Annotated in this window: 12 protein-coding genes; 6 read left to right on the top strand and 6 right to left on the bottom strand. The window is 72.8% G+C overall.

Going from position 1 to position 13,288, the window contains the following annotated elements; all coding sequences use genetic code 11:
- Positions 1-888 (top strand): neutral zinc metallopeptidase (locus CITRIK5_RS04430; protein ID WP_201294444.1); only part of this gene is annotated, 888 nt, incomplete at its 5' end.
- 105 nt (positions 889-993) lie between these two features.
- Here the strand turns inward: CITRIK5_RS04430 and CITRIK5_RS04425 are convergent.
- From CITRIK5_RS04425 to CITRIK5_RS04405, 5 genes are all read right to left on the bottom strand, one after another.
- Positions 994-1,320, bottom strand: coding sequence for a metal-sulfur cluster assembly factor (locus tag CITRIK5_RS04425; protein WP_070708819.1), 327 nt, complete (start codon positions 1,318-1,320; stop codon positions 994-996).
- A gap of 1 nt (position 1,321) precedes the next feature.
- Positions 1,322-2,086 (bottom strand): Fe-S cluster assembly ATPase SufC, encoded by a 765-nt coding sequence (sufC, locus tag CITRIK5_RS04420; RefSeq protein ID WP_070708818.1) that lies wholly within the window; start codon positions 2,084-2,086, stop codon positions 1,322-1,324.
- A gap of 46 nt (positions 2,087-2,132) precedes the next feature.
- A complete protein-coding gene (sufD, locus tag CITRIK5_RS04415; protein ID WP_036315255.1) occupies positions 2,133-3,371 on the bottom strand; it encodes a Fe-S cluster assembly protein SufD in 1,239 nt (412 codons plus the stop codon).
- A 1-nt stretch (position 3,372) separates the two neighbouring features.
- Positions 3,373-4,845 (bottom strand): Fe-S cluster assembly protein SufB, encoded by a 1,473-nt coding sequence (gene sufB / locus CITRIK5_RS04410; RefSeq protein ID WP_002855322.1) that lies wholly within the window; start codon positions 4,843-4,845, stop codon positions 3,373-3,375.
- 76 nt (positions 4,846-4,921) lie between these two features.
- Positions 4,922-5,614 (bottom strand): metalloregulator ArsR/SmtB family transcription factor, encoded by a 693-nt coding sequence (locus tag CITRIK5_RS04405; RefSeq protein WP_223247562.1) that lies wholly within the window; start codon positions 5,612-5,614, stop codon positions 4,922-4,924.
- Between the two features lie 141 nt (positions 5,615-5,755).
- Between CITRIK5_RS04405 and CITRIK5_RS04400 the strand changes: the two genes are divergently transcribed.
- From CITRIK5_RS04400 to CITRIK5_RS04390, 3 genes are read left to right on the top strand one after another with little or no spacing between them, the layout of a single operon-like run.
- A complete protein-coding gene (locus CITRIK5_RS04400) occupies positions 5,756-6,721 on the top strand; it encodes an ABC transporter ATP-binding protein (RefSeq protein ID WP_230956199.1) in 966 nt (321 codons plus the stop codon).
- Positions 6,718-7,494 (top strand): ABC transporter permease, encoded by a 777-nt coding sequence (locus tag CITRIK5_RS04395; RefSeq protein ID WP_036315265.1) that lies wholly within the window; start codon positions 6,718-6,720, stop codon positions 7,492-7,494. Before CITRIK5_RS04400 ends, CITRIK5_RS04395 begins: the two co-directional genes overlap by 4 nt.
- A 42-nt stretch (positions 7,495-7,536) precedes the next feature.
- The gene (locus CITRIK5_RS04390) at positions 7,537-8,553 is read left to right on the top strand and encodes a heme A synthase (protein WP_095353368.1); all 1,017 of its coding nucleotides are present in this window, start codon (positions 7,537-7,539) and stop codon (positions 8,551-8,553) included.
- 89 nt (positions 8,554-8,642) lie between these two features.
- Here CITRIK5_RS04390 and CITRIK5_RS04385 read toward each other — a convergent pair whose 3' ends face one another.
- A complete protein-coding gene (locus CITRIK5_RS04385) occupies positions 8,643-9,626 on the bottom strand; it encodes a heme o synthase (RefSeq protein WP_060973634.1) in 984 nt (327 codons plus the stop codon).
- Positions 9,627-9,888: 262 nt separating this feature from the next.
- Between CITRIK5_RS04385 and tkt the strand changes: the two genes are divergently transcribed.
- A complete protein-coding gene (tkt, locus tag CITRIK5_RS04380; RefSeq protein ID WP_159833137.1) occupies positions 9,889-12,063 on the top strand; it encodes a transketolase in 2,175 nt (724 codons plus the stop codon).
- Positions 12,064-12,123: 60 nt separating this feature from the next.
- A complete protein-coding gene (gene tal / locus CITRIK5_RS04375) occupies positions 12,124-13,242 on the top strand; it encodes a transaldolase (RefSeq protein WP_159833135.1) in 1,119 nt (372 codons plus the stop codon).
- Positions 13,243-13,288: the final 46 nt, after the last annotated feature.

Below are 13,288 nucleotides of genomic sequence, written 5' to 3'. Positions count from 1 at the left end.
GGGCTGGGGGGCCGGGGCATCGCCATCGGCGGTGGCGGCGGCCTGCTCGCGTTGCTGCTCGCGATCTTCGCCCCCGGGCTGGCCGAGCAGCTCGGGATCGACACGGGCGGCGGGTCCGTCGGCCAGAGTCAGTACCAGCAGCAGACGGGCTCGGGCGGCCAGAGCCAGCCCCTCTCGGACGAGGAGTGCGCCAGCGGTGCGGACGCCAACCAGAACACGGACTGCCGCGTCGTCGCGACCACCGAGGCCGCGGACGAGTTCTGGGGCGAGTACCTCGCCCAGTTCTCGGACATCCAGTGGCGCCAGCCGCAGCTGACCCTGTTCCAGGGCGGCGTGAGCACCGGCTGCGGCAGCGCCTCCTCGGCCACGGGCCCGTTCTACTGCCCGGCGGACGAGTCCATGTACTTCGACACCGCGTTCTTCGAGACGCTGCAGACCGATTTCGGCGCCGAGGGCGGACCGCTGGCGGAGGAGTACATCGTGGCGCACGAGTACGGCCACCACGTTCAGCAGGTGACCGGCTACCTGCAGCACTCGAAGGACGGGACCACCGGCCCCACCTCCGGCGCCGTGCGCGCAGAGCTGCAGGCCGACTGCTTCGCCGGCATGTGGGCCGGGCATGCCACCTCCACCGTGGACCCCGAGTCCGGTGAGCCGTTCCTGAAGCCGATCTCGCAGGACCAGCTGCGCCAGGCCATCGACGCGGCCTCCGCCGTGGGCGATGACCGCATCCAGTCCACCCACACCGGGCGGGTGGACCCCGAGGCGTTCACGCACGGCACCTCCGAGCAGCGCATGGCCTGGTTCATGCGCGGCTACCAGAGCGCCCAGCAGGAGCCCGACATCCGCCAGTGCGACACGTTCCGGGCCCCCTCCCTGGACATCTGAGCCGAGAGCACCGCGCCTGCGGGTCCGTCCGCACTCCCCCACGACGACGGCGGCCCCTCACCTCCTGGGCGAAGGTGAGGGGCCGCCGTCGTCGTCCGGACCGGATCAGATGTTGAAGCCAAGGGCGCGCATCTGGTCGCGCCCGTCCTCGGTGATCCGCTCGGGGCCCCACGGGGGCATCCAGACCCAGTTCAGCCGCCACTCGTCCACCATGGTGCCGATCGCGCGGGAGACCTGGTCCTCGATCTCGTCCGTGAGCGGGCAGGCCGCGGTGGTCAGGGTCATGTCCACGAGCAGCGCGCCGTCGTCGGCGTAGTGCAGCCCGTAGAGCAGACCCAGGTCCACGACGTTGACGCCCAGCTCCGGGTCGATCACGTCCTTGAGGGCCTCACGGATGTCCTCCGTGGGCACCTGGTTCGCGGTCTCCGTCATCTCAGGCCCCCGCCGCGGCCTTCTCGAAGCGGGCGTAGCCCTCGGCCTCGAGCTGCTCGGCGAGCTCCGGGCCGCCGGACTCGGCGACGCGGCCGTCCACCAGCACGTGCACGTGGTCCGGCTTGATGTAGTTGAGGATCCGCGTGTAGTGGGTGATCAGCAGGGTGCCCATCTCGTTCTGCGCCTGGGCGCGGTTGACGCCCTCGGAGACGATGCGCAGCGCGTCGACGTCGAGGCCGGAGTCGGTCTCGTCGAGGATCGCGAACTTGGGCTTGAACAGCTCGAGCTGGAGGATCTCGGCGCGCTTCTTCTCGCCGCCGGAGAAGCCCTCGTTGACGTTGCGGTTCATGAACGCCGGGTCGATCTGCAGGGCCTCGAAGGCGCCCTTGACGTCCTTGGTCCAGGTGCGCAGCGAGGGGGCCTCGCCGTCAAGCGCGGTCTTGGCGGTGCGCAGGAAGTTGGTCATGGTGACGCCCGGGATCTCCACGGGGTACTGCATGGCCAGGAAGAGGCCGGCCTGGGCGCGCTCGTCGACGCCCATCTCCAGCACGTCCTCGCCGTCGAGGGTGATGGAGCCGGAGGTGACCTCGTAGCGCGGGTGGCCGGCGATGGTCGAGGCCAGGGTGGACTTGCCGGAGCCGTTCGGGCCCATGATCGCGTGGGTCTCGCCCGTCTCGATGGTCAGGGAGAGGCCCTTCAGGATCTCCTTGGGGCCGTTCTCGGTCGCGATCTGCACGTGCAGGTCGGTGATCTGCAGGGTTGCCATGGTGGTTCTCCTCGGGTGGAAGGCGGTGGGGTCTGCGGGGCGTCGGTCAGAGCTGCGCGATGCGGAGCTCGTCCTCCATGACGGCGGTCAGCTCGTCCTCGACGTCGCCGATGCCGATCTTCTGGATGATCTCGTTGAGGAAGCCGCGCACGATCAGGCGGCGGGCCTCGGTCTCGGAGATGCCGCGGGCCATCAGGTAGAACAGCTGGGTCTCGTCGAAGCGGCCGGTCGCGGACGCGTGGCCCGCCCCCTCGATCACGCCGGTCTCGATCTCCAGGTTCGGCACCGAGTCCGCGCGCGCCCCGTCGGAGAGCAGCAGGTTCTGGTTCTTCTCGTACGTGTCCGTGCCCTCGGCCTCCTTGCGGATCAGCACGTCGCCCACCCACACGGTGCGCGCGTCCGTGCCCTGCAGGGCGCCCTTGTAGAGCACGTTCGAGACGCAGTCCGGCTGGTTGTGGTCCACGAACAGGCGGTTCTCGAGGTGCTGACCGGCGTCGGCGAAGTACAGGCCGTACATCTCGGCCTCGCCGCGCTCCGCGGCGAACCGCGCGGTCGGGGTCAGCCGCACCACGCCGCCGCCGTAGGACACGGCCACGTGCTTGAAGTGCGCGTTCGTGGCGACCGAGGCCTGCTGGGCCGAGACGTGCACGGCATCGCCCTCCCAGGCTTGCAGTGCGACCACGTTCAGGCGGGCGTCGCGGCGCACGTCGAACTCGACGTTCTGGGCCAGCACGGCGGTGCCGCGGTGGGCGATCACGACGTCGGCCTGCGCGTTCTCCTCCACGAGCACGGTCAGGTGCATCGCGGCCGGGTCGGCGGAGGAGCCGACGACGTCGATGCGCACCGGCTCGGCGACCTCACCGGAGATCGTCACGACGGTGGCCTCGGAGACCGAGTTCCAGGCCGCGGCGGACACGCGGTCGTCCGGGGTCAGGACGGAGCCGACGCGGGCGTCGTCGCGGGCCACGGTCTCCACCGTGACGCCGGCCTGCTCGGCCACGGTCACGGCGGGGGCGGCACCGGTCAGGCGCGCGTCGTCGCCCTCGGGCAGGTGCAGCCCGCCCAGGCGCTTGAGCGGGGTGAAGCGCCAGTCCTCCTCGCGCCCCGTGAGCACGGGGAAGTCGGACAGCTCGAAGGAGCTGAGGCGATCGGCGCGCGAGCCCGCGGCGTTGCGCTCCCGGCCCCCGGCCCGGGCGGCCGGGTTCTGCGCGGCGGTGAGCTTCTCGCCCTCCTCGCCCATGCCCGGGATCATGGTCCGCTGGGTGTTCTCAACGGTGTCGGTCATGTCAGCCCACCGATCCTTCCATCTGCAGTTCGATCAGCTTGTTGAGCTCGAGCGCGTACTCCATGGGCAGCTCGCGGGCGATCGGCTCGATGAAGCCGCGCACGATCATGGCCATGGCCTCGTCCTCGGACATGCCGCGGCTCATGAGGTAGAAGAGCTGCTCCTCGGACACCTTCGAGACGGTCGCCTCGTGGCCGAGGGTCACGTCGTCCTCGCGGATGTCGATGTACGGGTAGGTGTCGGAGCGGGAGACCGTGTCCACGAGCAGGGCGTCGCACACCACCGAGTTGGCGGAGCCGTTCGCGCCCTCGGCGATCTGCACCAGGCCGCGATAGGCGGCGCGGCCGCCGCTGCGGGCCACGGACTTGGACACGATCGAGGAGTTCGTGTGCGGGGCCATGTGCACCATCTTGGAGCCGGTGTCCTGGTGCTGGTCCTTGCCCGCGAACGCGACGGAGAGGGTCTCGCCGGTGGCGTGCTCGCCGGTCAGGTACACGGCCGGGTACTTCATGGTCACCTTGGAGCCGATGTTGCCGTCGATCCACTCCATGGTGCCGCCGGCCTCGACCACGGCGCGCTTGGTCACGAGGTTGTACACGTTCGTGGACCAGTTCTGGATGGTGGTGTAGCGCACGCGCGCGTTCTTCTTCACCACGATCTCGACGACGGCCGAGTGCAGCGAGTCGGACTGGTAGATCGGGGCGGTGCAGCCCTCGATGTAGTGCACGTACGAGTCCTCGTCCGCGATGATCAGCGTCCGCTCGAACTGGCCCATGTTCTCCGTGTTGATGCGGAAGTAGGCCTGCAGCGGGATCTCCACGTGCACGCCCTTGGGCACGTACACGAAGGAGCCGCCGGACCACACGGCCGTGTTCAGGGAGGCGAACTTGTTGTCGCCGACCGGGATCACGGTGCCGAAGTACTCCTCGAAGATCTCCGGGTGCTCCTTGAGCGCGGTGTCGGTGTCGAGGAACACGACGCCCTGCTCCTCCAGGTCCTCACGGATCTGGTGGTAGACGACCTCGGACTCGTACTGGGCGGCGACGCCGGCCACGAGACGCTCGCGCTCGGCCTCCGGGATGCCCAGGCGCTCGTAGGTGTTGCGGATGTCCTCGGGCAGGTCCTCCCAGGTCTTGGCCTGGCCCTCGGTGGAGCGCACGAAGTACTTGATGTTGTCGAAGTCGATGCCGGACAGGTCCGGGCCCCACGCCGGCATCGGCTTGCGCTCGAAGTACTTGAGGGCCTTCAGGCGCAGGTCGCGCATCCACTCCGGCTCGTCCTTCTTGCCGGAGATGTCGCGCACCACGTCCTCGTTCAGACCGCGGACGGCCTTCTCGCCGGCCGCGTCGGAGTCGGCCCAGCCGTACTGGTAGGCGCCGATGGCGTTGAGCTCGGGGTTCTTGTCGAGGATCTCCTGGATCACGCCGGGGTCGGCGGTCTCCGTGGAGTCCCGCTGGACGATCTGGTCGGTCATCTCAGCCTCTCTCACTAGTCACTGCGGTCGGGGTCGGTCGGGTGGTCGGCGGGAGCCGGGGCGTGGCCCGCGCGGCTCAGTCGCGGCCCAGCGGCACGTGTGTGGTGCACACGTGGGCGCCGGCGGCGAGGGTCGAGAGCCGGCGCACGTCCACCTCGAGCAGGCGGGCGAACAGCGCGGTCTCCTCTTCACAGAACTCCGGATGGCGCGCGGGAATTCCCTGGAACGGGCAGTGCCCCTGGCAGACCTGGTCCGCGCGGAGGGTGGGCGCCAGGCCCGCGCCGAAGTGGCGCAGCGTGCCGGCGTAGCCGGCCTCGTCGAGGACCCGCGCGAGGATGCGGGTGCGGTCCTGCAGCGCGGTCTCCCGGCCGTCGACGGCGGCCGTGAAGCGCTCCTCGATCTCCCGGAAGGCGTGGCGCGCGGTGCGGCGCACCTCCTCCTCCCCGCCGAGCTCCTCGAGGCGGGCCAGGGTGTCCAGGGCGACGGCGAGGTGGTCCTTGGGCAGGTGCTCCTGCGCGTGCGAGGTGACCACGTAGCGGCGGGAGGGCCGTCCCGCGCCGCGGGCCGCGGTGACCCGCTTGACCTCGACGAGCGAGTCCTCCTCGAGCGCGTCCAGATGGCGGCGCACGGCGGCCGCGGTCAGCTCCAGCTCCCGACCGATCTCGGCCGCGCTCACGGGTCCACGCGTCAGGACCAGCTGCAGCACACGCTCGCGCGTGCCCTCGGCCGGGGCCGGAGCGGGGGGCGACGCAGACTGATCCGAATACACCACGCCATCATGACCTATTGATCTGGAACGGTTCAAGTGAGGCTCGCCTGGCTTGATGACGCCCGCGGCGGAACCCGCGTCAGACCGGGCGCCCCGGCCCCACGAGCCGGGGTCGCAGGGCCCGAGGACTAGACTGGCACAGTGCCCCGACCTCCCCTGACCCCGGATCCCGTGCCGCGCGACGAGCCCGTCCTGCGCCTGAGCGACGTCCACCGGAGCCTCGGCCGCGGCCGGTCCCGCACCCCCGTCCTGCGGGGCGTCGACCTCACCGCCCGTGCCGGCGCCGTCACGGTGCTGCTCGGCCCCAACGGGGCCGGCAAGTCCACCACCCTCGGCCTCTGCCACGGCATGGACCGGCCCGACGCCGGCACCGTGCGCGTCTTCGGCGCAGACCCGTGGCGGGCCTCCGCCGACCTGCGCGCCCGCATCGGCGTGATGTGGCAGGAGGGCGGCCTGCCGCCCGCGATCCCCGCCCGCCGCTTCGTCGGCCACGTGGCGTCCCTGTACCGCGACCCGCTGCCCGTCGAGCCGCTGCTGGAGCGCCTGCTGATCGCCGACGTCGCCGGTCGCCCCCTGCGCCGCCTCTCCGGTGGCCAGCGCCAGCGCGTCGCGCTCGCGGCCGCCCTCGTCGGCCGGCCGGACATGCTGTTCCTCGACGAGCCCACCGCGGGCCTCGACCCGGAGACCCGGCCCGTCGTGCACGACGTCGTGCGTGAACAGACCGACCGCGGCGCCGCCGTGCTGCTGACCACGCACCTGCTCGACGACGCCGAGCGGCTCGCGGACGACGTCGCCATCCTGCGCGCCGGCCGCGTGGTGCGCTCCGGCTCGCTGGCCGAGCTCACGCGCGTGGCCGAGGGCGACGTCGTCGACGTGGACTTCGGCGACGCCTCCCCCGACGCCGTCCGCGCCTGGGCCGACACCCTGCCCGCGCCGCTGCGCGCGGCCGGCCTCGACGAGTCCGCCCGCCTGCGCGTGGCCGGCGTCCGCGGCCCGGACGACCTGGCCGTTCTCGCCGCGAGCTGGCGGGAGCACGCCCTGATGCCCACCCGATTCGAGCGCGCCGGACTGCGCCTCGAGCAGATCCTCCGGGAGACCGCCGCATGAGCACGCCCGTCGTCGACCACCGCGCCCCGGCCGGCACCGGAGCCCACGCCGGCGCCGCCCCGCTGGCCGCCCGCGTCCTGCGTCAGGCCGGCTACGAGACCGGCACCGCGCTGCGCAACGGCGAGCAGCTGCTCGTCACCGTGGTGCTGCCCCTGCTCGCGCTCGTGGGCGTGCACGTCACCGGCCTGCTGGACGCCCCCGGCCGCTCGGGCCTGGACGTGGCCGTGCCCGGCGTGCTCGCCCTGGCCGTGATCAGCTCCGCGTTCACGGCCACCGCGATCGCCACGGGCTTCGAGCGTCGCTACGACGTGCTCGCCGCCCTGGCCACCACCCCGCTGGGCACGCTCGGCCTCGTCGCCGGCAAGGCCCTGGCGGTGGTGGCCCTCCTGCTGGTGCAGGTGAGCGTGATCGGCGGCGTCGGCCTGGCGCTCGGCTGGCGTCCGGACCCCGAGGGGATCCTGCCGGCCCTCGTCGCCCTCGCGCTGGGGGCCGCCGCCTTCACGGCCCTCGGGCTGCTGCTCGCCGGCACGGCCCGGCCGGAGGCGACCCTCGCCGTCGCCAACCTGCTGTGGGTGCTGTTCGGCGCCGTCGGCGGCACGGTGTTCCCCGCGCGGGTGCCCGGCGTGGACCTGCTCCCCTCCGGCGCGCTGGGCACGGCCCTGCGGGCCGCCCTCCTGGACGGGGCCTGGTCGCCCGTCCCCCTGCTCGTGCTCACCCTGTGGGGCGCCGTGGCCGTCGCGGCCGCGCTCCGCTGGTTCCGCTGGCGGCCCTGAGCCGTTCCCCGTCCCCCTGCATCGAACGATCGGAAGGACACCGTGTCCACCACCACCCCCGCGGCCGGGACCGCCCCGGCCGGGCTCGCCGCCCGCCTGCCGCAGCGCCTCACGAAGGCCACCATGGCCCTCGCCGTGGCGTCCCTGGCGTCCGAGATCGGCATCATCGTCACCGGCGGCGCCGTGCGCCTCACCGGCTCCGGCCTGGGCTGCCCCACGTGGCCCAAGTGCTCACCCGAGTCCCTCACCAACACCCCAGAGATGGGCATCCACGGCTACATCGAATTCGGCAACCGGACGCTGACGTTCGTCCTGGTGGTCATCGCCGCCGCCATGTTCCTGTCCCTGTGGAACCTGCGCGGCACCCACCGGAGCCCCTTCTGGCTCTCCGTGGGCCTGCTGGCCGGCATTCCCGCGCAGGCCCTCGTGGGCGGCGTCGTGGTCCTGACGAATCTGAACCCGTGGTGGGTGGCCGGCCACTTCATCGTGTCCTCGATCATGGTGGCCGTGGCGACCCTGCTCGTGGTGCGCATCGCCGCCGAGCGCCGTGCCGGCCGGGCGGGGGTGCCCCTCGTGGACGGCGCCACCACCGGCCGGTCCCGTGCCGCCGCCTGGGCGGCGTTCGCGCTGACGTGGGCCGCCGTGTACCTGGGCACCGTGGTGACCGGCACGGGCCCGCACTCCGGCGACCCCGGCTCGCCGCGCCACGAGTTCGACCCGCTGCTGGTCACGCGTGCCCACGTGATCCCGGTGTACCTGCTCCTGGCGGCCGCCCTGGTCCTGTTCTTCACGGTGCGCCGCGCGGCCGGCGCCTCCCGCCTGCAGCGCGCCGCCGTGCTGCGGCTCCTGCTCGCCCTCGTGTTCCAGGCCGCCGTGGGCTACACCCAGCACTTCACGGGCCTGCCGATCGGCGTGGTCCTGCTGCACATGCTGGGCTCTGCCCTGCTCGTGGCCGCCGCGACGGAGACCTGGGACCGCCAGGTCGCCCGCTACGTCACGGCCGGGCCGGGTGTCCCGGTCGAGGCCGCCGCCCCCACGCGCACCGTCGCCGCGGGCTGACGCCCCGCGCACGCGAACGGCCCCGCACCGGCTGGTGCGGGGCCGTCGTCGTCTGCGTCCCGGGGAGAGCGCCCGGGGCGGATCGGCGCTCAGGCGCCGAAGTGCATCAGCGGCGCGCCCACGAACGGGTCCACGGCCAGGGCGATGAACAGCAGCGTCAGATAGGTGATGGAGAGGTGGAAGACCTTCATGGCCTTGCGGTCCTCGAAGTCCTCGCGCTGGGCCTGCACCTGCAGCACATGGGACTCCCAGATGAACCAGGCTCCGACGACGAGCGCGACCGCGGTGTAGACGATGCCGGCCCAGCCCATCGGCACGAGCAGGAGGGAGCACGCCACGGTGGCCCACGCGTAGAGCACGACCTGGTTGGAGACGTGGCGCGCGGAGGCGATGGCGCCGAGCATCGGCACGTCGGCCTGCTGGTAGTCGCGCTTGTACTTCATGGACAACGGCCAGTAGTGCGGGGGCGTCCACAGGAAGACCACGAGGAACAGCACGATGGCCGGCCACTCGACGGTCCCGCGCACGGCCGCCCAGCCGATCAGCACGGGGAAGCAGCCGGCGATGCCGCCCCACACGATGTTCTGCTCCGTGCGGCGCTTGAGCACGAGCGAGTACACGACCACGTAGAAGAAGATGGCGGCCACACCCAGGCCGGCCGCCAGCCAGTTGGCGCCGAACCCGAGGATCAGGATGGACACGACCGTCTGCACCCACGCGAACACGAGGGCCTCGCGAGGGGTGACCTCGCCGGTGACGAGCGGCCGGTTCTCGGTGCGCTTCATGACCCGGTCGATGTCGCGGTCGATGTAGCAGTTGAAGGTGCCGGAGGCGCCGGCGGCGAGCGCACCGCCGACGAGCGTGGCGATCATGGTGAGCACGTCCGGGAAGCCGCGCTGCGCGAAGATCATGGTCGGCAGCGTGGTCACCAGCAGCAGCTCGATCACCCGGGGCTTCGTCAGCTCGACGTACGCCCGGACCTTGCGGCGCAGGGGCAGCGGGGACCGGTCGACGACGCCGGGCTCGGCGGCGGCGACGCGGGCGGCGGACGGCGACTCCAGGGAGGATGACATCTGCTTCTCACGGTGAGGGGACGGTGGGCGTGCCCGTCCCGGGGTTCGGATCGGCCACTCGGGCGGTCCGCCTGCGGTCAGGCCTTGACCCAGTCTACTCGTGTCAACGGCTGTTCGCCCGGGGGCGAAGCATGTCATGAGGCGCCCGGTCGGGCCCGCCCCGCCGTCGCGCGGCTAGGCTGGGACGACGGCCCCGCGCCGCGACGCCCCGGCGTCGGCCGGGGCCGCACCCCGACGCTCCCGATCCGCCAGGAGAGAACCCGTGACCGACGCCGCGCAGCCGTCCACCCCCCCGACCCTGGACCGGGTGGCCCCGGCCCGCGGGTTCGTCTACTCGGAGCAGGACCGCCGGATGGTGGACACGATCAAGGCGCTCTCGGCGGACGCCGTGGAGAAGGCCGGGCACGGCCACCCCGGCACCGCGATCTCGCTGGCCCCCGTGGCGTGGCAGCTGTACCAGAACGTCATGCACCTGGACCCCACGGACGACCGCTGGGAGGGCCGGGATCGCTTCATCCTCTCCGCGGGCCACGCCTCGCTCATCCAGTACCTGCAGTTGTTCGCCGCGGGCGCCGGGCTCGAGATCGAGGACATCCAGGGGCTGCGCACCGAGGGATCCAGGACCCCGGGCCACCCGGAGTACGGCCACACCCACGGCGTCGAGGTGACCACGGGTCCGCTGGGCCAGGGCCTGGCGATGGGCGTCGGCTTCGCGTACGAGCAGCGCCGCGTGCGCGGGCTGATGGACCCCGACGCCGCCCCCGGCACCTCCCCGTTCGACCACCACGTGTTCGTGCTCGCCTCCGACGGGGACATCCAGGAGGGCGTCGCCGCCGAGGCCTCCTCGCTGGCCGGGCACCAGGAGCTCGGGAACCTGGTCGTCGTCTACGACGCGAACCGCATCTCGATCGAGGACGACACGGACATCGCGTTCACCGAGGACGTGGTCCGCCGCTACGAGGCCTACGGCTGGCACGTGCAGGAGGTCGACTGGACCAACGGCGCCCAGGGCCACGCCGTGACCGAGTACACGGAGGACGTGGAGGCCCTGTACGACGCCCTCGTCGCGGCCAAGGCCGAGACCGGCCGGCCCTCGCTGATCAAGCTGCGCACCGTGATCGGCTGGCCCTCCCCCACGAAGCAGAACACCGGCGGCATCCACGGCTCCAAGCTCGGCACGGACGAGGTCGCCGGCCTGAAGGAGGGCCTCGGGCTGGATCCGACCACGACCTTCGACGTCGACCCCGAGCTCCTGGCCGGTGCCCGGTCCATCGCCGAGCGCTCGGCCGAGTACCGCCGCGGGTGGGAGGCGGCGTTCCAGGCCTGGCGCGAGGCGAACCCGGAGAACGCGCGGCTGTACGACCGACTGGCCGGACGAGAGCTGCCCGCCGGCTTCGCGGACGCGTTCCCGTCCTGGGACGCGGACGAGAAGGGCCTGGCCACGCGCGCGGCCTCCGGTGAGGTGCTCACGGCCCTCGCGCCGGTCATGCCCGAGCTCTGGGGCGGCTCGGCCGACCTCGCCGGGTCGAACAACACGACCATGAAGGGCGAGCCCTCCTTCATCCCGGCCCGCCGCTCCACGGCGACCTGGCAGGGCGACGAGCACGGCCGCACCCTGCACTTCGGCATTCGCGAGTTCGCGGCCGGGGCGATCGTCAACGGCATCACGATCGGCGGCCTGACCCGTGCCTACATGGGCACGTTCCTGACGTTCTCCGACTACATGCGCCCCGCCGTCCGCCTGGCCGCCCTCATGGGCACCCCGAGCACGTACGTGTGGACGCACGACTCCATCGGCCTCGGCGAGGACGGCCCCACGCACCAGCCGGTGGAGCACCTGGCCGCACTGCGCGCCATCCCCGGGCTCGACGTCGTCCGCCCGGCCGACGCGAACGAGACCGCGTGGGCGTGGCGGACGGTGCTCGAGCACCGGGACCGCCCGGCCGGCCTCATCCTGTCCCGGCAGAACCTGCCCGTGCTCCCCCGGGACACGGACGGCTTCGCCCCCGCCTCGGGCGTGGCCCGCGGCGCCTACGTCCTCGTCGACGCCACGGATGCCGACGGCGCGCCGACGCCGGCCCGCGCGCTGCTGATCGCGACCGGCTCCGAGGTCTCCGTGGCCGTGCGGGCCCGCGAGCTGCTGCAGGCCGACGGCGTCCCGACCCGCGTCGTCTCCGCCCCGTGCCTCGAGTGGTTCGCCGAGCAGGACGCGGCCTACCGGGCCGAGGTCCTGCCCGACGGCCCCGACGCCCCGGTCCGCGTCTCCGTCGAGGCCGGCGTCGCGATGCCGTGGTTCGAGCACACGGTGACGGCCTCCTCCCCGGGCGCCCGCGTGAGCCTCGAGCACTACGGCGAGTCGGCCGACGGCGCCCGCCTGATGGAGAAGTACGGATTCACCGGTGAGCACGTCGCCGAGGTGACCCGCGGCCTCCTCTGAGGCCCGGCGCCCGCGACGCCCCGAGCACGTCCACCCCCGAAGGGAAGGCACCCGCAGACCATGAGCACCCCGCAGAACCCGAACACCGCCGCGCTGGCCCAGGCCGGTGTGTCGATCTGGCTCGACGACCTCTCCCGCACGCGGCTGGACGAGGGCACGCTCGAGAAGCTGATCGCCACCCGCTCGGTCACCGGCGTCACCACGAACCCGTCCATCTTCGCCGTCGCCCTCGCGGACGCGGGCGCCTACCAGGGCCAGCTGCGCGACCTCGCCGCCGCCGGCGCCTCGGTGGACGAGGCCGTCGTCGCCCTGACGACCGAGGACGTGCGCCGCGCCGCCGACGTGCTCGCGCCCGTCCACGAGCGCACCGGCGGGGCGGACGGCTTCGTCTCCCTCGAGGTCGATCCGCGCCTGGCCCGCGACGCCGCCGGCACCGTGGCCCAGGCCCGCGAGCTGGCGGCGGCCGTCGACCGTCCCAACCTCATGGTGAAGATCCCCGCGACCGTGGAGGGTATGTCCGCCATCGCGGACGTGCTCGGCGAGGGCATCAGCGTGAACGTGACCCTGATCTTCTCGCTGCCCCGCTACCGCCGGGTGCTCAACGCCTGGCTCACCGGCCTGGAGAAGGCCCGGGCGAACGGGCACGACGTCCGCCGCCTCCACTCGGTGGCCTCCTTCTTCGTCTCCCGTGTGGACACGGAGGTCGACGCGCGGCTGCGCGCGATCGGCACCCCCGAGGCCGAGGCGCTGACCGGCCGGGCCGCCGTCGCCAACGCGCGCCTGGCCTACCGAGCCTTCGAGCAGGCCCTGGACTCGGAGCGCTGGCGCCTGCTCGAGGCGGCCGGCGCCCCCGTGCAGCGGCCCCTGTGGGCCTCCACCGGCGTCAAGGACCCCGCCCTGCCGGACACGCTGTACGTCACCGAACTCGTGGCACCGCACACCGTGACCACCCTGCCGGAGAAGACCCTCGAGGCGGTCGCCGACCACGGGGTGATCGCGGCGGACACCGTCACGGGCGCCTACGCCGAGGCCGATGCCCTGCTCGACGCGGTCGGCGCGGCAGGCGTGTCCTACCAGGACGTCGTGGACGTGCTGGAGACTGAGGGCCTGGAGAAGTTCGAGGCCGCGTGGGACGAGCTGCTCGGCTCGGTCCGCTCCGGGCTCGACGCCCATCGCTGACCGCACCCGCCCCCCGACCCCGCCGCCCGCTCGCCACGCGCACGGA

The sequence above is a fragment of the Micrococcus sp. 116 genome (assembly GCF_902506395.1).
Lineage (GTDB): Bacteria > Actinomycetota > Actinomycetes > Actinomycetales > Micrococcaceae > Micrococcus > Micrococcus luteus.
Note: the sequence above shows the minus strand (reverse complement) of the source record. Positions and strands in the feature narration are given on the sequence as shown.

What these genes read in the sequence shown, in the direction of transcription:
- CITRIK5_RS04425 (WP_070708819.1), bottom strand. Translation starts at nt 1,320, where the DNA reads ATGACGGAGACCGCGAACCAGGTGCCCACGGAGGACATCCGTGAGGCC.
- sufC (WP_070708818.1), bottom strand. Translation starts at nt 2,086, where the DNA reads ATGGCAACCCTGCAGATCACCGACCTGCACGTGCAGATCGCGACCGAG.
- sufD (WP_036315255.1), bottom strand. Translation starts at nt 3,371, where the DNA reads ATGACCGACACCGTTGAGAACACCCAGCGGACCATGATCCCGGGCATG.
- sufB (WP_002855322.1), bottom strand. Translation starts at nt 4,845, where the DNA reads ATGACCGACCAGATCGTCCAGCGGGACTCCACGGAGACCGCCGACCCC.
- CITRIK5_RS04395 (WP_036315265.1), top strand. Translation starts at nt 6,718, where the DNA reads ATGAGCACGCCCGTCGTCGACCACCGCGCCCCGGCCGGCACCGGAGCC.
- CITRIK5_RS04385 (WP_060973634.1), bottom strand. Translation starts at nt 9,626, where the DNA reads ATGTCATCCTCCCTGGAGTCGCCGTCCGCCGCCCGCGTCGCCGCCGCC.
- tal (WP_159833135.1), top strand. Translation starts at nt 12,124, where the DNA reads ATGAGCACCCCGCAGAACCCGAACACCGCCGCGCTGGCCCAGGCCGGT.